The sequence below is a fragment of the Pseudomonas brassicacearum genome (genome assembly GCF_918698105.1).
Taxonomy (GTDB): Bacteria; Pseudomonadota; Gammaproteobacteria; order Pseudomonadales; family Pseudomonadaceae; genus Aquipseudomonas; species Aquipseudomonas brassicacearum_F.
In genome coordinates this window covers 41,762-64,540 of the sequence record NZ_CAKKMI010000027.1, presented here as the reverse complement: position 1 = coordinate 64,540, position 22,779 = coordinate 41,762, and the positions used below count along the sequence as shown (strand labels likewise).

The window sequence follows — 22,779 nt, the reverse complement described above, 5'->3', positions numbered from 1 at the left end:
CCACCTTTGCCGGAGGGAACGCCATGCCAAAAACGATCCGTATCGGTTGCGCCAGCGCCTTCTGGGGCGATACCTGTACCGCGACGGCGCAACTGGTCGAGGGCGGGGCGCTGGATTACCTGGTGTTCGATTACCTGGCCGAGGTGACGATGTCGATCATGGCCGGGGCGCGCCTGAAGGACTCTTCGAGCGGCTATGCCACGGACTTCATCGAGGTGCTCACACCGCTGCTACGGCGCCTGCATGACGACGGCATCCGTGTCATCAGCAACGCCGGCGGGGTCAACCCCCAGGCCTGTGCGAAGGCCCTGCAAGCGGCCTGCGATCAGGCGGGCGTGCCGTTGAAGATCGCCGTGCTGCTGGGCGATGACCTGCAACCGCAATTCGATCGACTCGCCGCCCAGGGCATTCGCGAAATGTCCAGTGGCGAGCCCCTGCCCTGCGCGTGCGTGTCCATCAATGCCTACCTTGGCGCGCCCGGTATCGTCGAGGCGTTGCGCCTGGGGGCTGATGTGGTGATTACCGGCCGGGTGGTGGACAGCGCCGTGGTCAGCGCCGCCTTGGTGCATGAATTCGGCTGGGCCTGGGACGATTACGACCGATTGGCCCAGGCCGCACTGGCCGGACACCTGATCGAATGCGGCGCCCAGTGCACCGGCGGCAATTTCACCGACTGGCAGCAAGTCCCGGATTACGAGCACATCGGCTTTCCCATCGTCGAGGTCAGCGCCGACGGCCAGTTCACGGTTACCAAGACCGAAGGCAGCGGCGGGTTGGTCACGCCATTGACCGTCGGCGAGCAGTTGCTCTACGAAATCGGCGACCCGCAAGGCTATCTGTTACCGGACGTGATCTGTGATTTCAGCCAGGTCAGGTTGATCCAGCAAGGCAAGCACGCCGTGCGCGTCCACGGCGCCAAGGGCTTGCCGCCCACCGATCAATACAAGGTCAGCGCCACCTGGGCGGACGGCTGGCGCTGCACCGCCACCTGCCTGATCGCGGGTATCGATGCCGTGGCCAAGGCTGAGCGGGTCAGCCAGGCAATCATCGCCAAGACCTCGCAGATGTTCAGCCAACGCGGCTGGGCGCCCTACAGCGAAGTGAACATCGAGCTGTTGGGCAGCGAAGCCACTTACGGCCAGCACGGCCAGCGCCGGGACAGCCGTGAGGTGGTGATCAAGCTGGCGGTTCGGCACCCGGACAAACAACCGCTGGTGCTGTTTTCCAGGGAGATCGCCCAAGCCGCCACCGGCATGGCGCCGGGGCTGACGGGGTTGGTCGGCGGCCGGCCGCCGGTGTCACCGTTGATTCGCCTGTTCTCGTTCCTGATCGACAAAACCACTTGCCGGCTCGACATCGAACTCGACGGCCAGCGCCACCCTTGCCCCCTGCCCGCGTTCGAGCCGCTGCACACCGTCGATCTGCCCGTCGCCCCGGACCTGCCCAAACCCCAGGGCCGGGCCGATGCCAGCGTGCCGTTGGTCAAACTGGCGGTGGCGCGCTCCGGCGACAAGGGCAACCACAGCAACATTGGCGTGATCGCCCGGGAACCCGAATACCTGCCCTGGATCGCCGAAGCACTGACGCCGGAGGTGATGGTCGACTGGATGAGCCACGTGCTCGACCCGCGATTGGGCCGGGTCGAACGCTGGTACCTGCCGGGCACCCACAGTTTGAATTTCCTGCTGGAAAACGCCCTCGGCGGCGGCGGTGTCGCCAGCCTGCGCATCGATCCCCAGGGCAAGGCGTTCGCCCAGCAGTTGCTGGAGATTCAGATTCCGGTGCCGCAAAGCATCGCCGATCAGGTCAACTAGGGGACGGTCGCCAATGCCAGCCATCGAATCGCACCTGGATCCCCACAGCGCTGACTTCACGCGCAACCACGCGGCGATGCTGGCCGGTGTCGAACAGCTGCGCCAGCTCGAACAGGCCGTGCTGGAGAAAGCCGCCCAGGCCCAGGGCAAGTTCGACCAGCGCGGCCAATTGTTGCCGCGCCAACGCCTGAACCTGCTGCTGGACCCTGGCGCACCGTTCCTCGAACTGGCGAGCCTGGCCGGCTACAAACGCCATGACGACAAGGACGGCAGCCAGGCCGGCGGCGGCCTGATCGCCGGGATCGGCTACGTGTCCGGGGTGCGGGTGCTGGTGGTGGTCAACAACAGCGCAATCAAGGGCGGTACGATTTCCCCCAGCGGTTTATACAAGACCCTGCGTCTGCAACAGATCGCCATGGAAAACAAACTGCCGGTCATCACCCTCGCCGAAAGTGGCGGCGCCAATCTCAATTACGCCGCGCAGATTTTCGTCGAAGGCGCGCGCTGCTTCGCCAACCAGGCACGCATGTCGGCCATGGGCCTGCCACAGATCACCGTGGTGCATGGCTCGGCCACCGCAGGCGGGGCCTATCAGCCAGGGTTGTCGGATTACGTGGTGGTGGTGCGCGACAAGGCGCGGCTGTTCCTGGCCGGGCCGCCGTTGCTCAAGGCCGCGACCGGCGAAGTCGCCAGCGAAGAGGAACTGGGCGGTGCGCAGATGCATGCGCAGGTGGCCGGCACCGCCGAATACCTGGCCGAGAACGACGCCGACGGCGTGCGCCTGGCCCGGGAGATCCTCAGCCTGCTGCCCTGGAATGCGCAACTGCCACCGCAGCCCGAACGGACCTGGACGGAGCCGCTCTACCCCGCCGACGAATTATTGGGACTGGTCCCCGACGACCCGAAGAAACCCTATGACGTGCAGGAAATCATCGCCCGCATCGCCGACGGCTCGAATTTCCTGGCCTTCAAAAGCGAGTTCGACGCCCAGACGATTTGCGGTCACCTGCACATTCGCGGCCATGCCTGCGGCGTGATCGGCAACAACGGACCGATCACGCCGCAAGGCGCCAGCAAGGCCGCGCAGTTCATCCAGTTGTGCGACCAGAGCCGCACGCCGTTGCTGTTTTTGCACAACACCACCGGGTTCATGGTCGGCACCGAGTCGGAGCGACAAGGGGTGATCAAGCACGGCGCCAAGATGATCCAGGCCGTGGCCAATGCCCGAGTGCCCAAGCTGACCGTCGTGGTGGGCGGTTCCTACGGCGCCGGCAATTACGCCATGTGCGGCCGGGGGCTGGACCCACGCTTCATCTTCGCCTGGCCCAACAGCCACACGGCGGTGATGGGCGGCGCCCAGGCCGGCAAGGTCCTGCGCATGGTCACTGAGGCCACGCAGCTCAAGAACGGCCTGACCCCCGACCCGAAAATGCTGGACCTGCTCGAGCAAACCACCGCGCAGAAACTCGACAGCCAGTCCACCGCCCTCTACGGCAGCGCCAGCCTGTGGGACGACGGGCTCATCGACCCGCGGGACACGCGTACCTTGCTGGGCTACCTGCTGGACATCTGTCACGAGGCCGAGCAGCGGCCACTGCAAGCCAACAGCTTCGGCGTGGCCCGTTTCTGAGGACGCTCCACGGCTCACAGGAGAACACTAAAAATGATCTTCACCCAGGAACACGAAGCACTGCGGCGCACCGTTCGCCAGTTTGTCGAGCATGACATCAACCCTTACGTCGACGAATGGGAGAAGGCCGGGCGTTTCCCCATCCACGAGGTTTTCCGCAAGGCCGGCGAGCTGGGCCTGCTGGGCATTTGCAAACCTGTTGCCTTCGGCGGCATGGGCCTGGACTACAGCTATTCGATCGTCGCGGCCGAGGAATTCGGCACCATTCATTGCGGTGGCGTGCCCATGTCCATTGGCGTGCAGACTGACATGTGCACCCCGGCCCTGGCCCGCTTCGGCTCCGATGAGTTGCGTGAAGCGTTCCTGCGCCCGGCCATCCGCGGCGACCAGGTGGGCTGCATCGGCGTCTCGGAGGTTGGCGCCGGCTCCGACGTCGCCGGGCTCAAGACCACGGCGCGCAAGGACGGCGACGACTACGTCATCAACGGCAGCAAGATGTGGATCACCAATGCCCCCAGCGCCGATTTCATGTGCCTGCTGGCCAACACCTCGGACGACAAGCCCCACGTCAATAAATCGCTGATCATGGTGCCGATGCACAGCCCCGGCATCAGCCTCGGCCAGTCCCTGGACAAACTCGGCATGCGCAGCTCGGAAACCGCCCAGGTGTTTTTCGACGACGTGCGGGTGCCACAACGCAATCGCATCGGCCAGGAAGGCGCCGGGTTCATGATGCAGATGCTGCAGTTCCAGGAAGAACGCCTGTTCGGCGCAGCCAACATGCTCAAGGGCCTGGAGCATTGCATCGACAGCACCATCGCGTACTGCAAGGAACGCAAGACCTTCGGCGCGGCCCTGATCGACAACCAGGTGATCCACTTTCGCCTGGCGGAACTGGCCAGCGAGATCGAATGCCTGCGGGCGCTGGTCTACCAGGCCACTGAGCAGTACATCAACGGCCAGGACGTCACGCGGCTGGCGTCGATGGCCAAGCTCAAGGCCGGGCGCCTGGCCCGGGAAACCACCGACAGTTGCCTGCAATACTGGGGCGGCATGGGCTTCATGTGGGACAACCCGGTCGCCCGGGCTTATCGCGACGTGCGGCTGGTGTCCATCGGTGCCGGTGCGGACGAGATCATGCTGGGCATCATCTGCAAGCTCATGGGGATTTTGCCGGGGAAGAAAAAGTGAGCGCCTTGCCTGGCAGGCCGCTATTGCGAGCAAGCTCGCTCCCACAGGTGACTGCACTCACTGGGGTTTCATCTGTGGGAGCAAAGCTTGCTCGCGACGAGGCCCAAGCAGACACCGCAAAAACCCAGGAATGACCCCCATGCCCGTCTTCAGCAAAATCCTCATCGCCAACCGTGGTGAAATCGCCTGCCGGATCCAGCGCACCGCCCAGGCCCTGGGCTATCGCACCGTGGCGGTGTTCAGCGAGGCTGACGCCGATGCACTGCACGTGCGCATGGCCGATGAAGCGGTGCTGATCGGCGCGGCCGCGGTGCAACAGTCCTACCTCAACCCCTCGGCCATTCTCGATGCAGCCCGGCGCTGCGGGGCCGATGCGATCCATCCCGGCTACGGCTTTCTTTCGGAAAATGCCGGATTCGCCAAGGCCTGCGAAGCCGCCGGCATCGTGTTCATCGGCCCCAGCCCCGAGGCCATCGACCTGATGGGCAGCAAGCGCCGGGCAAAAAACGCCATGATTGAAGCCGGCGTTCCCTGTATCGCCGGTTACCAGGGCGCCGCCCAGGACGACGACACCCTGCAGCGCGAAGCCGGGCGCATCGGCTACCCGTTGATGATCAAGGCCAGCGCCGGTGGCGGGGGCCGCGGCATGCGCCTGGTCCAGCGCGCCGAGGACCTGCTGGAGCAGTTGCGCAGCGCGCGCTCGGAAGCCCTGCACGGTTTTGGCAGCGACGAGTTGATCCTCGAACAGGCCCTGATCGATCCGCGGCATGTGGAAGTGCAGGTCTTCGGCGACCACCACGGTCAGCTGATCCACCTGGGCGAACGGGACTGCTCGATCCAGCGGCGCCATCAGAAATTCATCGAGGAAGCGCCCTGCCCGGTCATGACCGCCGACCTGCGCAAGGCCATGGGCGATGCGGCGCTCAAGGCCGGGCGCGCAGTGAAATACGTCGGGGCCGGGACCGTGGAGTTCCTGCTCACAGCGGACGGTCGGTTTTACTTCCTGGAGATGAACACGCGCCTGCAAGTCGAACATCCGGTCACCGAATTGATCACCGGCCTGGACCTGGTGGCCTGGCAATTGGACGTCGCCGCCGGCAGGCCGCTACCCCTGCGCCAGGAGCAGGTGACGCTCAGCGGCCATGCCCTGCAAGTGCGGCTGTACGCCGAGGACCCGGCGGCGGATTTCCTGCCCCAGGCCGGGCGATTGATCGGTTGGGAGCCACCCATACGGGACGGCGTGCGAATCGACCATGGCCTGCTGGAGGGCCAGGCCATCACCCCGTTCTACGATTCGATGCTGGGCAAGCTCATCGTCCACGGCGCCACTCGCGAGGAGGCCCGACGCAAATTGTTGCGAGCGGTGGAAGATTGCGTCCTGCTTGGCGTGCAGAGCAACCAGCGATTGCTCGCCGGGTTGCTGGCACACCCGCGGTTCATCGACGGTGACTTCGGCAACGGGTTCATCGGGCAGCACTTTGCCGATCATGCGGCGCTCCGGCCGCTTGAGCCCACTGCCGAACAACTCGCCATCGCCACGGCGGCGTTTTATCAGGCCTCGCAAGCACGGCATGCGCCGGGCCTGGGCGGATGGCGCAACAGCATCGGCGCGGCGCTGCACTACCGGATCGGCGTCGGCGAGCACGACTGGACGTTGAGCCTGGTGGCCGAAACCGACGGTACACTCAACATCCGCAGTGCCGGGCGCGTGATCGAACTGAAGCTGCTCGACGCTGATCCCCATGGCGCGACACTGATGATCGATGGGATTCGCCGGCGGCATTCCTGGCGCCTCCATGGCAACGATCTCTGGCTGTTCACCCGCCCTGGCGGCCTGCACCTGCAAGACCGGACCCTGGCCCCCATCGCCGCCAAGGCCAGCCCCAGCGACGGCACGCTCAAGGCGCCCATGGACGGCGCCATTGTCGAGCTGCTGGTCCGCGAAGGCAGCACGGTGCGCCAAGGCCAACTGCTCATGGTGCTCGAGGCCATGAAAATGGAGCACCCACTCAAGGCCGGCATCGACGGTGTGGTCAGGCAATTGCAGGTCACACGGGGTGACCAGGTGAAAAACCGCCAGGTTTTGTTACGCGTTGAAACAGCCCACTAGTCGGATGCCGAGGGTTTGACTACGCTCAAACCCATCAGCACGCCGATACCGGGAACCCTGCAATGCCTCACTGGCTGGTGATTGATCTGGAGGCCACCACCGATGAAGGTGGCTGGCCGGTAACCGAAATGGAAATTATCGAAATCGGCGCCACGCTGGTGAACCGTGACGGCCGCGAAGTGGATCATTTCCAGCGCTTCGTGCGGCCCCTGAGACGACCGCTGCTCACGCCCTTCTGTCGCGAACTGACCCACATCACCCAGGCCAATATCGACAGTGCCGCGCCCTTGACCGAGGTCTGGCCGGCGTTCGAGCGCTGGCTGGCGCCGTATCAGTCGAAGCTGGAAAGCTGGGTCAGTTGGGGCGATTACGACCGCAAGCAACTGCTTCAGGAATGGCAGCACCAGCAATTGCACAGTGTCCTCGGCCAGGTACCGCACATGAACCTCAAGCAACGCTTCGCCAAGGCCCGTCGGCTGGAGCGACCGCTGGGGCTCAATGGCGCCCTGCAACTGGCTGGCCTGCAATTCTGCGGTCAACAGCACCGTGCGCTGGAAGATGCCCGCAATACCGCGCGGTTGTTGCCCCTGGTGCTTCCGGGTTGAGCGGCAGCCAGCGCCCAGTGCGGCAGATGACGAATGTTGCGGCCTTGTGCATACTGGCCGGCCTTTTTCAGCCCCTTTTTCGAGGAATCGCCCATGTTTAAAGTCAACGAGTACTTCGACGGCACCGTCAAGTCGATCGCTTTTGGCACTGCCGAAGGCCCTGCGACCATCGGCGTCATGGCACCGGGCGAATATGAGTTCGGCACGGCCCAACGGGAAATCATGCACGTGGTCTCCGGCGCCCTGACCGTGAAGCTGCCCGACAGCGCCGACTGGGAAACTTTTGCCGCCGGCAGCCAGTTCAATGTCCCGGCCAACAGCAAGTTCCAGCTCAAAGTAGCCGTCGATACCGCTTACCTGTGCGAATACCGCGGCTAAGCCTGCGCGCACAGGCCGTGGCGATGTAGGAGCTGTCGAGCGAAGCGAGGCTGCGATCTTTCCCGGACACTTGAGTCTCAAGCGAAAGATCAAGAGATCGCAGCCTTCGGCAGCTCCTACAATGCAGCCCAGCCTTAAACAACAATGCCCGTGTCCAGCGACACGGGCATTTTTTGTTCACCGCTCTTTTTATTCGAGCACTTCAACCGGCATGCCGACTTCAAGCCGACCGTTGCTGTCGTTGACCAGGTTCTGGCCGAACATCGCACCGTCCGGTGTCGAACGGTATTGCTGCAACGTGGCGAAGGGTTCGCGATTCGGATCGCGTTCGCCGGTTTGCGGATCGACCGTGGTCATGATGCAACGTGAGCATGGCTTGACCAGCCGGAACTCAACCTCGCCGATACGAATGCGCTTCCAGTCGTCCTCGGCAAACGCCTCACTGCCTTCGACCACCAGGTTGGGACGAAAGCGCAGCATTTCCAGCGAACGACCGACCCGACTCGACAGGTCCTGCAAGGACGCCTGGCCAATCAGCATCAGGGGGAAACCATCGGCAAAGGCGACCTTGTCGTCATCCTTGCCATAACCGGCGGCGGTGGTACGCGCCAGATCTACCGGCACATGCACCAGGCGGGTGGGATTGCCAATGAATTCGCTGACCCAGGCCGCGGCCTCGTCGCCGGCATCCGGCACCCGCAAGGTGTCACGCCAGATGATCACCCCGCGCCGCTGTTCCTCCACCGTTGGCGGCAGCGGCACGTCGATGGCGCCATGGCCCGGCGCGCTGAGCGTCAGGCCGCCCGCTTCGTTCCACAAGGCGCAGAGCTGGCTCATCTTCGCCACGGCGCGCTGGGTCAGGAACCGCCCCGTGCCCTCATCCACCAACATCCAGCGCCGGTCACCGTCCAGCCCGAGCTTGTCAAGGCCGATCCCTTGCAAAGGTTGACCCTTGCCGGACTTCAACGGATACCGATACAGCGCGCTCAGCCGCAACATGGTCAACTTCCCTGGTGGCGAAAAAATGCCACCTTATACGAGCCGGCCATTGAAGCAAACCAGCATCGGTTTCAGTCGAGCATCAGCCGCTGGCGCACCACATCGACCAGCTTGTCCGGCTGGAATTTGGAGAGGAAGTTGTCGCAACCGACCTTCTTGACCATCGAATCGTTGAAGCTGCCGGACAGCGAGGTATGCAGTACGACATAGAGCCCACGCAAACGCGGGTCGTTGCGGATTTCGGTGGTCAGGCGGTAGCCGTCCATTTCGGGCATTTCCGCGTCGGTGAAGATCATCAGCAATTTATCGGTCATCACCTCGCCGGTATCGGCCCAGGCCTTGAGCATGTTCAGGGCTTTGAGGCCGTCGCTGGCGATGTGCATTTTCACGCCCAGTTGCCCCAGGGTATCGCGCAGTTGCGAGAGCGCGACATTGGAGTCGTCCACCAGCAACACTTCGCGGCCACGGGCGCGCTCCAGCACCGGGTCCTCGAGCTTGTCCCGGGAGACCTTGGCGTTGTACGGCACGATTTCGGCCAGGACTTTTTCCACGTCGATGATTTCCACCAACTGATCGTCCACCTTGCTGATGGCCGTCAGGTAGTGCTCGCGGCCAGCGCTGGTCGGCGGTGGCAGGATAGCTTCCCAGTTCATGTTGACGATGCGGTCGACGCCGCCTACCAAAAATGCCTGAACCGAGCGGTTGTATTCGGTGACGATAATGGTGCTGTTGGGGCCCGGCACCAGCGGACGCATGCCAATGGCCTGGGACAGGTCGATCACCGGCAACGTCTGGCCCCGCAGATTGACTACGCCGCACACGAACGGGTGGCGCTGCGGCATCAGGGTCAGCTTTGGCAGTTGCAGCACTTCCTGGACCTTGAACACGTTAATGGCGAACAACTGTCGACCCGCCAGGCGGAACATGAGAATTTCCAGGCGATTCTCACCCACCAGTTGGGTTCGTTGATCTACTGTGTCGAGAATGCCGGCCATCGATGACTCCTGGGCTTGTTCGGATGAATCCAATAAAAGAGATATCGACTGCACGAGCCGAATCTTGACCCCCGGATAAAATACAAGCGCGGGGCATTGATGTCACATTAACATCATGCTTTACTGGCTTCATGATTTCATCTGCCGTTTCTCCCTGCCGCGCGACCCTGGTTTGCGTGCAAAGTTCCGCTGTCTAAGGGATTCCCCTAGGCACAATCAGGTCCAACCTGATATTCCCGTTATCCAATAGCCATTAATGTGACGCCATTCTCATTGCTGAACGGAGTCAGGCTTTTGTGCGCGACCACAGGACATCGGACCTCCAGCCTTTCGGCCGATCCCACCCGTGCAATTGTTTGCGAATTAGCTTTCGCGCAACGGCCGGGGCGTGTCGCCGTGCGTCCGACCGCGGTCGACCTTGAGATCCAGCCGTTCGCCATAAGCGGTTTTCTTTCGCCTGACATGATGTTGTGGAGATAAGCATGCCGAACGATCGCAAGAACTGGAGTCAGCGTCTTCCCGAGCTTCTGGTCGAGGCCGAGACGCTGTTGGCCAAGTCGGAGGAATGCCTGAGCCATCTGCAATTGATCAACAACGACAAGGACGCCATCGATTGCATGCTCAGCACCTTGCTGAAACTGTCGAACAAGGCCAGTGCCTTGGCGCTGGAAGCCGTTTCGGAGTTTTCCTTGCACATCCATGGTCTGCTCAGTCACGCGCAAAACCACATGGAGTTGCATGACCAGGCCCTGGACGCCCTGAAGGATTGTCTAACCCTGATGGCCTGGCAATTGGAACTGGTCGATCACACCACCGGCCAGTTGGGACTGGACAGCAGTGAACAGATTTCGTTGATCGAGGCCTTCGCTTTCCAGGTAGGCCAAAGCCCCGGCCAGGCACTGGCAGCATCACGTCCGCTGGCGTTGGTACCCTACTCCCAGAAACAAGCCTGAGACGATGATGCCGACCCGGTGCGGCGTGCCTGGTACGTAGCGCTTTCACCGCGCCATGCCGAGCGCGACCAACGATAGGCGAAGTGGTACTATCTCGCGCGTCAGCCACTTCAAGACAGCGCCATAAAAGCCGCCGACCGAAGCTGCCCTCGACCTGAAACGTTTACCCGACCGGGCCTGTCAGATGCGCTGACCGGCCAGCCCGCAGCGAACATTCATTGGCTCCATCCGCTATGTACGCCAGCCTCAAGTCATTCATCACCTGGCCTCCCTCCCGAGAAAACGCCCGTCGCTTCACATTATTACTGTGCATTTGCTCGGCCGTCGGCTGCCTGCTGGCCTACCTGTTCGCCCCTACGGTGCCGTTGAGCCTGCTGGTACTGAATGTGGCGGCCATGACCTGTGTCTGGATCCACCATCGGTTGTCACGCAAATCCATCAAGTTCCAGCCCCAGGAACTGGCCGACCGGTTGCTTGAGGTCCAGGAAAACGAACGCCATCGGCTCAGCCGCGAATTGCACGACGACATTGGCCAGTTGCTGACCGCGGCGAAACTGCAAGGCGAATGGCTCAAGCGGCGAACGCCGGAAGAACTGCAAGGCCAGTGCGCGCTACTCTGCGAGACCCTGGACGAAACCCTCAACAAGGTCCGCGACGTATCGGCGATCCTCAACCCCCGGCAACTGACCAGCCTTGGACTGGAAGCCAGCCTGCGGGCACACCTGCTCAAGACGCTGGCCAACGCCCCGGTCAAGTGGAGCCTCGATTGCCAACAGCGCATGGCGGGCATTCCGGAGGAAATGTCGGTCGCGGTGTTCCGGATCACCCAGGAAGCGGTCACCAACATCTTGCGTCATGCCCGGGCGACGAATCTGCTGGTACGCTTGCAACGCCTGCCTGAAGGCCTGACGCTGCTGATCAGCGACGATGGCCAGGGGTTTGTCCCGGCCATCCACCCCGCTCGCGAAGGTCAACGGGGCATGGCCGGCATGTCGGAGCGGGTCGAACAATTGGGCGGCACCCTCAAGGTCGTCAGCGAGGCCGGTAAAGGCACGCACATCGAAGCACGCTTTCCCTGGGCACCGCGAGCCCTGGAACGAGCCAGTAAGAATAAGGTTTTCCTTTGATTTGTAATTTGCTCCTGGTAGATGACCACTCCCTGATCCGGGCCGGCGTACGCGCGCTGGTCATGGATATCCCGGGCTATGCCGTCATCGGCGAAGCCAGTGATGGCACGCAATTGGTCGAACTGGTCCAACGGTTGAACCCCGATATCGTGCTGCTGGACATTTCCATGAAGGACACCTGCGGCCTGGACGCCTTGCAACAGCTCAAGCGGGTGCGCCCCCACAGCAAGGTGCTGATCCTGTCCATGCATACGGATCCGGCGCTGATCATGCAGGCACTGGAATCCGGCGCCCATGGCTACCTGCTCAAGGACACCACCGCCAATGAGCTGAAACATGCACTGGAAGCGCTGCGCAACAACGAACGCTACCTGAGCCCGGCCATCGCCCATACGGTGATCAACCAGGCGCTGACCCGCGTCCAGAAGCATCAGTCGGATCCCGCTCGGGCTCATAACCTGACGGCACGCCAGTTGGAAATATTGCGGCTGATCGTGCGTGGCAAGTCCACCCGGGAAATAGCCAACGGCCTGAACCTGAGCATCAAGACCGTGGAGACCCACCGGGCGCAAATCATGAAGCGCCTGCAGATCCATGACGTGGCCGGCCTCGTACTGTTCGCGGTGCGCGAACAGATCATCAGCCTGGACGATTGAGCGCCGTCGCGCCGCCCAACAGCGGCGAATCGGGCGGCAGGTGCACGCGCAACGCTTTTGGGTGGACCGTGAAGCGCAGGGCGTCTATCTGCAACGGCTCGCCATCGAGGTTGATATCCAGGCCTTGCGCGACCTTGATCTCCACCCATGGCAAGCGCGCGCGGACAAACATGTTGTCGATGCCCAGGCCACCCGCCAGCAAGTCCTTCAACGTACTGACCACTTCCTGAGGCGCCGGCAAGATGCTGATGTCCAGCAACCCATCATTGGCCAACGCCTCTGGGCACAGCACATGGCCACCCCCCGCCTGCCGGCCATTGCCGATACCCAGCGCGAGCAAATCGCCCTGCCAGTGGAAATCGGGACCTTGCAACTCACCATAGGCGGCACTCAGCTCACTGAATCGCGATAGGCCGGTGAACAGGTAGGCCGCGCCTCCCAGGACTTTCTTCAGGTCCTCGGAGGTGTTCGCCGTCACCTGACTGCCGAAACCGCCGGTGGCCATGTTCAGGAAAATCCGACCGCAGACTTCGCCCACATCAACGGCCTGTGGCGCAACGTCGAGCAAATCCAGGGCCTGCGCAGGCTCCAACGGAACACCGGCCGCCCGGGCGAAATCGTTGGCAGTGCCCAGCGGCAGCAATACCAGGCTGGCATCACTGGAATTGAGGACGATCGCTTCGGCGATATCACGCAAGGTCCCATCACCGCCGCCGGCGATCAGTCGCGTATACCCGGCCTCCAGCGCCTCATCGACGCATCGTTGGGCATCACCCGCCTCCCAAGTCAACCGTACCGCCAGGTCCCAGCCCTGCTCACGCTTGAGCATCACGGCGGTGCGAACCTCTTCGTTGAGCGCTTGCTTGCCATGCAAAATCAACAGCGCCTTGCCTTTGCTCATCGTTGTCTCCGTGATTGGAAGGTTCAGGAAATGGGACCGCTCAATCGACCGAAAAAGCCCGGCGCGCCTCAATTTTTTGAAAAAAAGCAGGAAGGCTTGTCCCGGGAAAACCCGCAGGGCAGCTCATTTGACCGGAACGCCTTGATTCGAAGAGTTTTCTTACAAGATCTGGCGAATCAGCTCAATTGACCCTCTAGCGGTATTGAGACACCTTGGCCTTCTGTTTTGCTGGAACGCTAAAACTCTCATCACACAAGGAAGCACTACCCATGGATGGAAACGTCACGGCCCGCTGGGGCCGGAACAGTCGTTCGAACAGTTATGGCCAAGGGGATGAACCGTCCCATGCATAACCGTGAATACAAGCTGTTGCCCCGGCAGCGCGCGTCCTTTGGAAGCGGGCAAGCCGATACTCAGAACGAATGCAAAAGTTGCAGTAATCCCGTCGGAGGAATTGATTTGGAACCACGCGTCGTTGAACTGGAAACCCACCTCAAATACATCCGCAAAGACATGGATGAAATTCGCACCGACGTAAAGGTGATCCGCCACAGGCTGGCCTATTCGGCTGGCGCTGCAGCGGTGGTGCTCGGCCTGCTGGGCTGGATTGCGAACAATCGATTCGATCAACTGGTGATGCTGCTCACGCGATGAAGGTGAGGCGCGTGAAGGCCCGAGCATCCGACTCGGGCCGCAGAACACCTGCCGCAGTGCTAGCCCAGGACTTCGCTCAAGGGAATGAAGCGCACTTCATCGCCCTCAACCAGCGTCTGCCCCTCAAGCACTTCGACCAGTCCTTCGGCCCAAGCCGCGCTGCGCAGGACACCCGAGCTCTGATTGCGATAGATGATCGCTCGACCATTCTCCATGCGGCCTCGCAAGTATTCTCGTCGACTGCCCGCCTTCGGCCAGGCGAAACCGGCCGGCACCTTGAACTTGAGCGGTGCCACCGACTGAACGCCCTGGCGTCTTAGCAGGTAGGGCCGTGCCAGCAGTGCGAACGTCACGAGGGTCGAGGCAGGGTTTCCAGGCAGGCCAATGACCGGCACGCCACGGTAATGCCCGAACGTCAGCGGCTTACCCGGCTTGATGGCGAGTTTCCATAGCGCCAGCTCGCCGTCCTCGCGCAAGGCGAGGCCCAGGAAGTCCGCCTCCCCCACCGATACCCCACCGGTGGACAGGATCAGATCGACATCAGACAACTGCGCCAGGCGCTCGCGGGTAGCCGATAAATCGTCGGGCAGGATACCCGCGTCAATCACTTCACAACCCATGCGTTGCAGCCAGCCACACAGCAGCACGCGGTTGCTGTTATAGATCTGGCCTGGGCCCAACGCCTGACCGGGCTCGACCAACTCATCCCCCGTGGACAGCACTGCGACGCGGACTTTGCGTACCACTTGCAGCGATGCACAGCCCAAGGAAGCCGCCAGCCCCAGTTCGATCGGCCCCAGGCGAGTGCCGGCAGAGAGAACCTGCTCCCCGACAGTGGTTTCCTGTCCTTGAGGGCGAATGTTCTGTCCGATGACCAGCGGCTCGGTAAACCGCACCCGCTGGTCATCTTCAACCACAGCATTTTCCTGCATCTCGACGCAATCGGCGCCTGCAGGGACCGGCGCCCCGGTGAAGATTCGCGCACACGTGCCAACGGCCAACGGCTCCGGGGCCTGCCCGGCAAAAATCCGCTGGCTGACCTTCAATGGCTCGCCGTTCCAGTCAGCCAGCCGCAAGGCATAACCGTCCATGGCGCTGTTGGGCCATGGCGGCAAATCAAGGGTCGACACCAGATCCTCGGCGAGCACTCGCCCTAGCGCCGCGGCCAAAGGCAAAGGCTCGCGCTGGACAATCGGCGTGGCCGCCGCCATCTCGAGCAGTCGCTCCAACGCGACCTCAACGGCCATCAAGGCGCCGGCCTTGCCCGGTTTACCCACGGGATTCACAAGGCGCTGCCTGTTTCAAATGAGCCACGAAGTTGCACGGCCGATGCCGCACATCCAGTTGTTCGGCCAGGATGCCATCCCATCCGGTACGCACGGCGTTGGTCGAACCCGGCAGGCAACACACCAGCGTGCCATTGGCCAGGCCTGCCAGCGCGCGGGACTGCACGGTGGAAGTGCCGATGTCGGCCACGGATATCTGTCGGAACAACTCGCCGAAGCCATCGACCTGTTTGTCCAGCAGGCACGTGACGGCTTCCGGCGTGCTGTCACGCCCCGTGAAACCGGTGCCGCCGGTGATCAGCACCACCTGCACCACCTCCTCGGCAATCCAGGTCGCGACTTGCGCCCGGATCTTGTACAAATCATCTTTGAGCAGGACCCGCTCCGCCAGATTGTGACCAGCCGCCGTGAGCCGATCGACGAAGACCTGCCCGGACGTATCGGTTTCCAGGGTACGGGTATCACTGACAGTCAGCACCGCGATATTGAGCGGCACGAAAGGTACATCAGCCTTGGCTTTCATAGGCTCGTCCAGTTGTGAAGGAAACAGCCCGGTGTTATATCACAGCGCTTCATTTTTTCGCCCGTGCGGAGACACGCCATGACCTCGAATACGTCACTGCCACCCTGCTCCATCCTGCTCTTGGCGGGCGGACGCGGACAACGCATGGGCGGCCAGGACAAAGGCCTCGTGCCGTGGCAGGGCGAACCGCTGATTGCCCATCTGCATCGCCAGACCCGGGCCATGAGCGACGACCTGATCATCTCCTGCAACCGCAACCCGCAACATTATGCGATGTATGCCGATCAGTTGGTGCATGACGAGGAAGGTGACTTTCCCGGGCCGCTGGCAGGCATCCGGGCAGGCCTCAAGGCTGCAAAGCATCCGTATTTGCTGGTGCTGCCGTGCGACGTACCGCAAATCGACTCGAGCCTGCTCGACAACATGCGCAAGACAGCCAGCCAGCACCCCGACAAACCGCTGATGGTGCGGCACGGCGAGCACTGGGAGCCGCTGCTGTGTGTCATCCCGTTGGCCCTGGCGGCAAGCTTCGAACACGCCTGGCGCGAAGGCGAGCGCAGCCCCGGTCGTATCATGCGCGCACTGCACGCGGTTGCACTGCAATGCCCAGCCGACGATCCCCGCCTGGCCAATCTGAACACCCCGGAGTTACTGGCCCGACACAAAGGCGTGTCAGATTGACACTAGTCAGGAACTTGCGCGCGATGTATACGTCTGAAGGTCAGTAACTTGAAGAATCCATTTTGGAGAAACACCATGACACAACGGACCCTCGCCACGTTCATGCTCGCTCTGGGCCTCGCCACCCTTGCCGGGTGCGCTTCGCCAACAGTGATCACCTTGAATGACGGTCGCGAAATCCAGGCCGTCGATACCCCACATTACGATGAAGAAAGCGGCTTCTACGAATTCGAGCAACTGGATGGCAAGCAGACTCGCGTGAACAAGGATCAGGTTCGTACCGTTAAGGATTTGTAATCTGTAACGCTGCTGCCCGATGTCGCTAGAAAAAACGGCGCTTCCTGAAGAGGGGAGCGCCGTTTTTTTTGGCTTGGTTTTGGGCTTGGTTTGGGGCTTGGTTTTGGGTGTATATCCGTTTTTTTGGTAACGGCTGATTATGGTTCCGCTCTTACAGCGGCTCACTTTTGAAGAGCGCAAAAGTAAGCAAAACGCTTCTGCCCCACCACTCGGCACCTCGCCTAGGCTCGGTGTGCCCTCACTCCGGCATTGCTCCGTGGGCCCGCCGCGAAGGGCCATCCATGGCCCAGCGCGGCTATCCCGGCATCCATGCCGGGATGCCCACTCCACAATGCCTGCGTTCGGCCAGCGTGGTTAACGGGGCGCCGAGATCAACGTCCACCGCGAGGCGGCCTTATAGCCGACCTGGTTCTGGGTGGGACCGCGTTTCTCCTGTGGGAGCGGGCTTGCTCGCGAAGGCGTGGATCAGCTACATGGATGTTCGGCTTGCTGCCCTCATCGCGAGCAAGCTCGCTCCCACAGGTTTTTGTGTCGTGTGCTGATGTTGTGAATACCCACAGCCCCATGTGTGCGAGCCTGCTCGCGATAGCGGTGGCTCAGCCACACAGATGCTGGACGCGCCGCGCTCTTGCTTTGCTTTGCTTTGGATCTTGATCTTGATCTTGATCTTGATCTTGATCTCGACGCCCCGTTAAACCACGCTGGCCGAACGCAGGCATTGCGCAGTGGGCACCTCGGCATGGATGCCGAGGTAGCCGCGCTGGGCCATGGATGGCCCTTCGCGGCGGCCCACGGAGCAATGCCGGAGTGAGGGCATGCCGAGCCTAGGCGAGGCACCAAGTGGTGGGGCAAAGCGCTTTTGGTTACTTTTGGCGCTCTTCCAAAAGTGACCCGCTGTAAGAGCGGAACCATAAGCCGCCATTACCTAAATAACGGATATACACACCATACCCCGAACAAAAAACTACCACCGCAACGAAATACCGCTCTCGAACACCCGCTCCTGCCCAGTAACCGGATCAACAAAACGCAACCCTTGAGCCAGCAGCTTCAAAGGATTCGAGTAATCATCCTCAACATCCCGAAGCACATCAGGATAAAACGGATCATTGCAGATCCCCGCCCCAAGGGCATTCATGTGAACCCGCAACTGATGCTTCTTACCCGTAACCGGATACAAGCCATAGCGCCACAACTCGCCGTTCCTTTCCAGCACTTCAATGGCCGTTTCAGTGTTGGGCTCGCCGGGCCCTTCCTGCATTCGGAAGAACGGTTCACCATCGATCATCCGGCTTCTATGCACCCGCGGAAAGGTCAGCCCAGGCAACGCACGGGCAATGGCCTGGTAGCGTTTTTCGATCTGTCGCGTCGGGAACAACGACTGATACGCCGAGCGGGTGTTCGGGTTGGCCGAGAACAACACCAGCCCGGCCGTGTGCCGGTCGATGCGGTGCAGGGGCACCAGATGAGGATTGTCCAGCCGCCGGATCAGCCGTCGCAACAAGGTTTGCTCGACGTATTCACCCGCGGGGGTGACAGGCAGAAAATGCGGTTTGTCCGCCACCACCAGGTGCTCGTCGGCGTACAGGATCGACTCCACCACCGGGATCGGCTTCTCATCGGGCACTTCACGGAAATAGTGGATGCGCAGGCCTTCGCGGTAGGGCAAGTCGACCTGGATGGCCTTGCCCTCCCCGTCCAATACCCGGCCCCGAGCGATCCGGTCCAGCCACTGCTCGCGACTGATGGCGCTGAAATGCTCGCATAAGCATTCCAGTACCGTCTGCCAGGAACCGGGCGGTAGATAAAGCGTACTGGCCTGATGATGAGCGGCGGAAAACGATGAACCGGACATTGAACACTCTTGGGCTTTTTGCAGGATGGCATTATCCGACAGTCGCACCAGCCAGCCCAGCGATGATTGCTTTACGCCGTGACCGACGTCGATTTTGCCGCCGCTTCGGTGAACTCCTTCAACCAGCGCAGTACTTCCACCGCCTCCCAGCGACCCGGATCGTACAGCGCGTACAACAGGCCTTGGTAACCCACCACATCCAACTGTTTGTGATAGCCGGCACGCTGGAATAACGCTTCGATCTCGGCGAAACAGGTGTTGAAATGCAATTTATTGAAGGGGGTCTTGCCTTCGGTAACCAAGCCATCCAGGCGCAGCTCCAGGACTGCCTCGCGCACAACGTCCGCGGACATCCTGTTCACGCTGCTTTTCAGTTGTTCGACATTGACCAAGGGAACGCACTCCAGATAACTGTATGAACATACAGTAACCGAAGAATGCGACTTTCGCCAATGGCCTCGCGCTGAGGCGAGCCAGGAAATGGATCAACGCAGAAATGCAGCCACTCGGTCGGAGTCATCGAAAGGCCACTCCAGCTCCGCCCCCGTATCGATCCTGCGCAGGACCGGGATGCGTAACTCATAGGCTTCGAAAAAGGCCTCGTTCTCGGCGATGTCCACCAGTTCCACCAACAACCCATGTTCGACGAAAGGCATCAACACCCCTTCGGCAACTTCGCATAGATGACACCCCAGGGTACCGAACAACTGGCATTCAGGAAGCATGGCGGGTAGACCCGAAAAAGATAGACGGTCATTCTAGGCCCGAGCCGGGAAACCGTCGAGTCGCTGGCTCGCTTCAAGGTGTTTCGGTAAAACGCTGATGCAAATCACTGAGCGCCAATGCTTTTCCAGCGACGCTTGTCGCATTTTCCCCTCTACGCTGTGCGTTGTAGCCTTGAAACGGAGTTCCCCTTGTTTGCCAACCTGCTGATCATCCTTGCCTCGTCCCTGGTGGTCATCGCCTTGTTCAGGCGGCTGCGCCTGCCACCCGTGCTGGGTTATCTCTGCGTCGGGCTGGCGGTCGGGCCTACCGCGCTGGATTGGGTCAACGACAGCGAAGAACTGCCAGACCTGGCCGAGCTCGGAGTGGTGTTCCTGCTGTTTTCGTTGGGGCTGGAGTTTTCCCTGTCGAAAATGCTCGAACTGCGTCGGGTCGTGTTCGGCCTCGGCAGCCTGCAGGTGCTGTGCTCGGGGGCGCTCCTGGCGGGATTGCTGGCGTTGGGCGGCGCGCCTCTGATCGCCGCATTGCTGCTCGGTGCCGGGCTGGCCTTGTCCTCCACCGCCATCGTCAGCAAGGAGTTGACCAGCCTGGGAGAGATCTTCAGCAGCCACGGCCAAAACGCCATCGGGGTCTTGTTGTTCCAGGACGTTGTCGCGGTGCTGTTGTTGACCCTGGTGCCGGTATTCGCCGGCAGCAGCGACCACCCGTGGTACTGGGCGCTGCCCTTGACCTTGGGCAAGACCCTGGTTCTGTTCGGGGGCCTGCTGCTGGCCAGCCGGCTGCTGTTGCCCCGGCTATTCCATGAGGTGGCGGCGTCCCGGTCCGCAGAACTGTTCGTGCTGCTGGCCCTGGTGATCGTGTTGCTGACGGCGTGGCTAACCCACCTGCTCGGCTTGTCGCCGGCCCTGGGGGCTTTCCTGGCGGGCATGCTGCTGGGGGAAAGCCACTACCGGCACCAGATCGAAGCCGACATACGCCCGTTCCGCGACATCCTGCTGGGGCTGTTCTTCGTCAGCATCGGCATGCTGATCGACTTGCAGCTGTTCCTCGATGACGGCTTGTTGATCCTGGGGCTGACCCTCGGCTTGATGCTCATCAAGGGCTGCGTGGTCGCCGTCCTGGTGAAATGGCGCGGCAGCGACGTTGAAACCGCCTGGCGCAGTGGCCTGGCGCTGGCCCAGGGCGGTGAATTCTGCTTTGCCCTGATGGCCCTGATGCAGCAGAACCGCCTCATGCCCGCCGACATCAGCGGCCTTCTGCTGGCCGCGACATTCTGCTCGATGCTATTGACTCCCCTATTGTTGCGTGTGGCGCCACGCATCGCCGCGCGCCTGCATCGCAAACCCAACGAAGAGGCGCAACTGGACCAGATCAGCGCACTCAACGCCGGCTTGTCGGGCCACGTGGTCATTTGCGGCTACGGGCGCGTCGGCCAGTCCATCGGGCGGTTCCTGCGCCGCGAAGGCCAGGCATTCGTCGCCCTGGATGACGATCCGGTGATCATCCGGGAGGCCACCGTCGGGGAAAATTGCGTGCATTACGGGGATTCGCGACGAGGTGACCTGCTTGCGGCCGTTGGCTTGAGCCGCGCCAGGCTGCTGGTGATCGCGGTGGACAAGACCGACATCGCCATCACCGTGCTCAAGGCGGCCCGACAGGTCAACCATCAGGTGCCGATCCTGGTGCGCACCCGTGACGACAGCCAACTGGCCGAGTTGCAGGCTGCCGGGGCCAGCGAAGTGGTCCCGGAGCTGCTGGAGTCGAGCCTGATGCTGGCCTCCCACGCCCTGATCATGCTCGGCCTGCCCGAGCAGCAGGTCCGGCATCATGTGGATCAGGTTCGTCACGACCGCTATCGCCTGCTCCATGGCTTTTATCCTGGCAACCAGGACAAGGAGCCATAGTGCGACGCTCAGTCCTGGCTGACCGCGCCGATCTTGTGAATCGACAGGTCGGCGCCGTAATACTCTTCTTCCTGGGTCAGGCGCAGACCCAGCACGACCTTGATCACGCCATAGACCGCAAACCCGCCGGCCAGGGCGACGACAATTCCCAGCGCCGTGCCGATCAATTGGCTGACCAGGCTGACCCCGCCCAGGCCGCCCAAGGCGCTCTGGCCAAAGACACCACAAGCAATGCCGCCCCAGACCCCGCACAGCCCATGCAGCGGCCAGACGCCGAGCACATCGTCGATCTTCCACTTGCCCTGGGCCGCGGTGAAGCACCAGACAAACAAGGCACCGGCAATGGCCCCCGTGACCAGCGCACCGACCGGGTGCATCAGGTCGGAACCGGCACAGACTGCGACCAACCCGGCCAGCGGGCCGTTGTGCAGGAAGCCCGGGTCATTGCGCCCGACAATCAATGCCGCCACGGTACCGCCCACCATGGCCATCAACGAATTGACCGCCACCAGGCCGCTCACCCCGGGCAAGGTCTGGGCACTCATCACGTTGAAGCCGAACCAGCCGACAATCAGGATCCACGAACCCAGGGCCAGGAACGGAATGCTAGAGGGCGCAAACGCCACCAGGCGGCCGTCCCGGTAGCGGCCGTTACGCGGGCCGAGCAAGAGTACGGCAGCCAGCGCCAGCCAGCCGCCCATGGCATGCACCACCACGGAGCCGGCGAAGTCATGGAAACTGGCGCCGAATTGGGCTTGCAACCAGGCCTGCAGGCCAAAATTGCCGTTCCAGACCAAGCCTTCGAAAAACGGATAGACAAACGCCACGATCAACACCGTGGCGCACAACTGCGGTGCGAACCGGGCACGCTCGGCAATCCCGCCGGAAATGATGGCTGGGATCGCGGCGGCAAAGGTCAGCAGGAAGAAGAACTTCACCAGGCTGTAGCCATGATCGGCGCTGAGCACCGCCGCCGGTTGCAGGAAGGTCACGCCGTAGGCAATCCAATAGCCTATAAAGAAATAGGCCAAGGTCGAGACGGCGAAATCGCTAAGGATTTTCGACAACGCGTTGACTTGGTTCTTTTGCCGGACCGTTCCCACTTCAAGAAACGCAAAGCCGGCATGCATGGCCAGGACCATGACCGCGCCGAGCAGGATGAACAGCGTGTTGGAGCTGTGGACCAGACTGTCCACGGCACTTTGCATATTTTCCATGGTATTGGCAGACCTGAAAAAGTTGAAAAAAGCACCAAACCGGTTCGCTCGCCTCGTGAACGCACCAAGTTGAAACGATTCGCTGGCCCGACGCAGGCCGACGAACCGCTTTGGTGCGCAAGAACGGACGAAACGAAATCCCGCTTGGAGGTGCTTCGCGGGTTTTGATTATTTGGGTTAAGGTTTTTCGGGCTTTCGCCCAGCTTCAGCGCACTGGCACAGGCTGATGCACCAGTACATGGCAAAAGCCTGAGCAAAAGTTGTACCAGTCACTTGTACT

At 61.8% G+C, this 22,779-nt stretch carries 24 protein-coding genes; 14 read left to right on the top strand and 10 right to left on the bottom strand.

Annotated features, from left to right (window positions below; translation table 11 throughout):
* The first annotated feature begins 23 nt into the window (after positions 1-23).
* The 6 genes from LQ215_RS13220 to LQ215_RS13195 all read left to right on the top strand — a co-directional run bounded on the left by LQ215_RS13220 (position 24) and on the right by LQ215_RS13195 (position 7,728).
* Positions 24-1,814, top strand: a complete 1,791-nt coding sequence (locus tag LQ215_RS13220; protein ID WP_230150368.1) for an acyclic terpene utilization AtuA family protein — start codon at positions 24-26, stop codon at positions 1,812-1,814.
* Positions 1,815-1,827: 13 nt separating this feature from the next.
* The gene (gene atuC / locus LQ215_RS13215) at positions 1,828-3,444 is read left to right on the top strand and encodes an acyl-CoA carboxylase subunit beta (protein WP_230150367.1); all 1,617 of its coding nucleotides are present in this window, start codon (positions 1,828-1,830) and stop codon (positions 3,442-3,444) included.
* 33 nt (positions 3,445-3,477) lie between these two features.
* A complete protein-coding gene (gene atuD / locus LQ215_RS13210) occupies positions 3,478-4,635 on the top strand; it encodes a citronellyl-CoA dehydrogenase (RefSeq protein ID WP_230150365.1) in 1,158 nt (385 codons plus the stop codon).
* Positions 4,636-4,774: 139 nt separating this feature from the next.
* The gene (locus LQ215_RS13205; RefSeq protein ID WP_230150363.1) at positions 4,775-6,745 is read left to right on the top strand and encodes an acetyl/propionyl/methylcrotonyl-CoA carboxylase subunit alpha; all 1,971 of its coding nucleotides are present in this window, start codon (positions 4,775-4,777) and stop codon (positions 6,743-6,745) included.
* A gap of 62 nt (positions 6,746-6,807) precedes the next feature.
* Positions 6,808-7,350 carry an exonuclease domain-containing protein gene (locus tag LQ215_RS13200; RefSeq protein WP_057451016.1) on the top strand — a complete coding sequence of 181 codons (543 nt, stop codon included), beginning with the start codon at positions 6,808-6,810 and terminating at the stop codon, positions 7,348-7,350.
* 93 nt (positions 7,351-7,443) lie between these two features.
* Entirely contained in the window at positions 7,444-7,728 is a 285-nt protein-coding gene (locus LQ215_RS13195; RefSeq protein ID WP_008430672.1) for a pyrimidine/purine nucleoside phosphorylase, read from the top strand.
* A gap of 189 nt (positions 7,729-7,917) precedes the next feature.
* On the opposite strand, the gene LQ215_RS13190 is transcribed toward LQ215_RS13195, so the two are convergent.
* Together LQ215_RS13190 and LQ215_RS13185 are read right to left on the bottom strand one after the other, a co-directional pair.
* Complete coding sequence (locus LQ215_RS13190; protein ID WP_230150361.1) at positions 7,918-8,727, bottom strand: MOSC domain-containing protein; 810 nt, start codon at positions 8,725-8,727, stop codon at positions 7,918-7,920.
* Between the two features lie 71 nt (positions 8,728-8,798).
* Positions 8,799-9,722 (bottom strand): chemotaxis protein CheV, encoded by a 924-nt coding sequence (locus LQ215_RS13185; RefSeq protein ID WP_003183670.1) that lies wholly within the window; start codon positions 9,720-9,722, stop codon positions 8,799-8,801.
* 482 nt (positions 9,723-10,204) lie between these two features.
* Between LQ215_RS13185 and LQ215_RS13180 the strand changes: the two genes are divergently transcribed.
* The 3 genes from LQ215_RS13180 to LQ215_RS13170 all read left to right on the top strand — a co-directional run bounded on the left by LQ215_RS13180 (position 10,205) and on the right by LQ215_RS13170 (position 12,458).
* Complete coding sequence (locus LQ215_RS13180) at positions 10,205-10,675, top strand: hypothetical protein (protein WP_230150359.1); 471 nt, start codon at positions 10,205-10,207, stop codon at positions 10,673-10,675.
* Positions 10,676-10,908: 233 nt separating this feature from the next.
* Positions 10,909-11,802 carry a sensor histidine kinase gene (locus LQ215_RS13175; RefSeq protein ID WP_230150392.1) on the top strand — a complete coding sequence of 298 codons (894 nt, stop codon included), beginning with the start codon at positions 10,909-10,911 and terminating at the stop codon, positions 11,800-11,802.
* Positions 11,799-12,458 (top strand): response regulator, encoded by a 660-nt coding sequence (locus LQ215_RS13170; protein WP_230150357.1) that lies wholly within the window; start codon positions 11,799-11,801, stop codon positions 12,456-12,458. Before LQ215_RS13175 ends, LQ215_RS13170 begins: the two co-directional genes overlap by 4 nt.
* On the opposite strand, the gene yegS is transcribed toward LQ215_RS13170, so the two are convergent.
* Positions 12,442-13,359, bottom strand: a complete 918-nt coding sequence (gene yegS / locus LQ215_RS13165) for a lipid kinase YegS (protein ID WP_230150355.1) — start codon at positions 13,357-13,359, stop codon at positions 12,442-12,444. The genes LQ215_RS13170 and yegS overlap by 17 nt on opposite strands.
* A 30-nt stretch (positions 13,360-13,389) precedes the next feature.
* On the opposite strand from yegS, the gene LQ215_RS13160 reads away from it, so the two are divergent.
* Positions 13,390-13,548: a hypothetical protein gene (locus LQ215_RS13160; protein ID WP_230150354.1), complete on the top strand. Its 159-nt coding sequence runs from the start codon at positions 13,390-13,392 to the stop codon at positions 13,546-13,548.
* A 156-nt stretch (positions 13,549-13,704) separates the two neighbouring features.
* Entirely contained in the window at positions 13,705-14,013 is a 309-nt protein-coding gene (locus tag LQ215_RS13155; protein ID WP_230150352.1) for a hypothetical protein, read from the top strand.
* 59 nt (positions 14,014-14,072) lie between these two features.
* On the opposite strand, the gene LQ215_RS13150 is transcribed toward LQ215_RS13155, so the two are convergent.
* Positions 14,073-15,260, bottom strand: a complete 1,188-nt coding sequence (locus LQ215_RS13150) for a molybdopterin molybdotransferase MoeA (protein ID WP_230150390.1) — start codon at positions 15,258-15,260, stop codon at positions 14,073-14,075.
* 22 nt (positions 15,261-15,282) lie between these two features.
* Positions 15,283-15,822, bottom strand: coding sequence for a molybdenum cofactor biosynthesis protein B (gene moaB / locus LQ215_RS13145; RefSeq protein WP_212796917.1), 540 nt, complete (start codon positions 15,820-15,822; stop codon positions 15,283-15,285).
* A 78-nt stretch (positions 15,823-15,900) separates the two neighbouring features.
* Here moaB and mobA point away from each other — a divergent pair, with 78 nt between their 5' ends.
* A complete protein-coding gene (mobA, locus tag LQ215_RS13140; protein ID WP_230150350.1) occupies positions 15,901-16,503 on the top strand; it encodes a molybdenum cofactor guanylyltransferase MobA in 603 nt (200 codons plus the stop codon).
* Positions 16,504-16,578: 75 nt separating this feature from the next.
* Complete coding sequence (locus tag LQ215_RS13135; RefSeq protein WP_003199454.1) at positions 16,579-16,800, top strand: YgdI/YgdR family lipoprotein; 222 nt, start codon at positions 16,579-16,581, stop codon at positions 16,798-16,800.
* Positions 16,801-17,491: 691 nt separating this feature from the next.
* Here the strand turns inward: LQ215_RS13135 and LQ215_RS29515 are convergent.
* The 4 genes from LQ215_RS29515 to LQ215_RS13120 form a co-directional block, all read right to left on the bottom strand.
* Positions 17,492-17,617: a hypothetical protein gene (locus LQ215_RS29515; RefSeq protein ID WP_256211722.1), complete on the bottom strand. Its 126-nt coding sequence runs from the start codon at positions 17,615-17,617 to the stop codon at positions 17,492-17,494.
* Positions 17,618-17,764: 147 nt separating this feature from the next.
* Entirely contained in the window at positions 17,765-18,655 is an 891-nt protein-coding gene (locus tag LQ215_RS13130) for a pseudouridine synthase (protein ID WP_230150348.1), read from the bottom strand.
* Between the two features lie 71 nt (positions 18,656-18,726).
* Entirely contained in the window at positions 18,727-19,047 is a 321-nt protein-coding gene (locus LQ215_RS13125) for a hypothetical protein (protein WP_003199451.1), read from the bottom strand.
* A 93-nt stretch (positions 19,048-19,140) separates the two neighbouring features.
* Positions 19,141-19,380, bottom strand: a complete 240-nt coding sequence (locus LQ215_RS13120; RefSeq protein WP_230150346.1) for a glutaredoxin family protein — start codon at positions 19,378-19,380, stop codon at positions 19,141-19,143.
* 189 nt (positions 19,381-19,569) lie between these two features.
* Here LQ215_RS13120 and LQ215_RS13115 point away from each other — a divergent pair, with 189 nt between their 5' ends.
* The gene (locus tag LQ215_RS13115; RefSeq protein WP_230150345.1) at positions 19,570-21,282 is read left to right on the top strand and encodes a cation:proton antiporter; all 1,713 of its coding nucleotides are present in this window, start codon (positions 19,570-19,572) and stop codon (positions 21,280-21,282) included.
* Positions 21,283-21,290: 8 nt separating this feature from the next.
* On the opposite strand, the gene LQ215_RS13110 is transcribed toward LQ215_RS13115, so the two are convergent.
* The gene (locus LQ215_RS13110) at positions 21,291-22,499 is read right to left on the bottom strand and encodes an ammonium transporter (protein ID WP_230150342.1); all 1,209 of its coding nucleotides are present in this window, start codon (positions 22,497-22,499) and stop codon (positions 21,291-21,293) included.
* Between the last annotated feature and the right edge of the window lie 280 nt (positions 22,500-22,779).

What these genes read in the sequence shown, in the direction of transcription:
- LQ215_RS13220 (WP_230150368.1), top strand. Translation starts at nt 24, where the DNA reads ATGCCAAAAACGATCCGTATCGGTTGCGCCAGCGCCTTCTGGGGCGAT.
- atuC (WP_230150367.1), top strand. Translation starts at nt 1,828, where the DNA reads ATGCCAGCCATCGAATCGCACCTGGATCCCCACAGCGCTGACTTCACG.
- atuD (WP_230150365.1), top strand. Translation starts at nt 3,478, where the DNA reads ATGATCTTCACCCAGGAACACGAAGCACTGCGGCGCACCGTTCGCCAG.
- LQ215_RS13205 (WP_230150363.1), top strand. Translation starts at nt 4,775, where the DNA reads ATGCCCGTCTTCAGCAAAATCCTCATCGCCAACCGTGGTGAAATCGCC.
- LQ215_RS13200 (WP_057451016.1), top strand. Translation starts at nt 6,808, where the DNA reads ATGCCTCACTGGCTGGTGATTGATCTGGAGGCCACCACCGATGAAGGT.
- LQ215_RS13195 (WP_008430672.1), top strand. Translation starts at nt 7,444, where the DNA reads ATGTTTAAAGTCAACGAGTACTTCGACGGCACCGTCAAGTCGATCGCT.
- LQ215_RS13190 (WP_230150361.1), bottom strand. Translation starts at nt 8,727, where the DNA reads ATGTTGCGGCTGAGCGCGCTGTATCGGTATCCGTTGAAGTCCGGCAAG.
- LQ215_RS13185 (WP_003183670.1), bottom strand. Translation starts at nt 9,722, where the DNA reads ATGGCCGGCATTCTCGACACAGTAGATCAACGAACCCAACTGGTGGGT.
- LQ215_RS13180 (WP_230150359.1), top strand. Translation starts at nt 10,205, where the DNA reads ATGCCGAACGATCGCAAGAACTGGAGTCAGCGTCTTCCCGAGCTTCTG.
- LQ215_RS13175 (WP_230150392.1), top strand. Translation starts at nt 10,909, where the DNA reads ATGTACGCCAGCCTCAAGTCATTCATCACCTGGCCTCCCTCCCGAGAA.
- yegS (WP_230150355.1), bottom strand. Translation starts at nt 13,359, where the DNA reads ATGAGCAAAGGCAAGGCGCTGTTGATTTTGCATGGCAAGCAAGCGCTC.
- LQ215_RS13160 (WP_230150354.1), top strand. Translation starts at nt 13,390, where the DNA reads ATGGGACCGCTCAATCGACCGAAAAAGCCCGGCGCGCCTCAATTTTTT.
- LQ215_RS13155 (WP_230150352.1), top strand. Translation starts at nt 13,705, where the DNA reads ATGCATAACCGTGAATACAAGCTGTTGCCCCGGCAGCGCGCGTCCTTT.
- LQ215_RS13150 (WP_230150390.1), bottom strand. Translation starts at nt 15,260, where the DNA reads ATGGCCGTTGAGGTCGCGTTGGAGCGACTGCTCGAGATGGCGGCGGCC.
- moaB (WP_212796917.1), bottom strand. Translation starts at nt 15,822, where the DNA reads ATGAAAGCCAAGGCTGATGTACCTTTCGTGCCGCTCAATATCGCGGTG.
- mobA (WP_230150350.1), top strand. Translation starts at nt 15,901, where the DNA reads ATGACCTCGAATACGTCACTGCCACCCTGCTCCATCCTGCTCTTGGCG.
- LQ215_RS13135 (WP_003199454.1), top strand. Translation starts at nt 16,579, where the DNA reads ATGACACAACGGACCCTCGCCACGTTCATGCTCGCTCTGGGCCTCGCC.
- LQ215_RS29515 (WP_256211722.1), bottom strand. Translation starts at nt 17,617, where the DNA reads ATGCCCTCACTCCGGCATTGCTCCGTGGGCCGCCGCGAAGGGCCATCC.
- LQ215_RS13130 (WP_230150348.1), bottom strand. Translation starts at nt 18,655, where the DNA reads ATGTCCGGTTCATCGTTTTCCGCCGCTCATCATCAGGCCAGTACGCTT.
- LQ215_RS13120 (WP_230150346.1), bottom strand. Translation starts at nt 19,380, where the DNA reads ATGCTTCCTGAATGCCAGTTGTTCGGTACCCTGGGGTGTCATCTATGC.
- LQ215_RS13110 (WP_230150342.1), bottom strand. Translation starts at nt 22,499, where the DNA reads ATGGAAAATATGCAAAGTGCCGTGGACAGTCTGGTCCACAGCTCCAAC.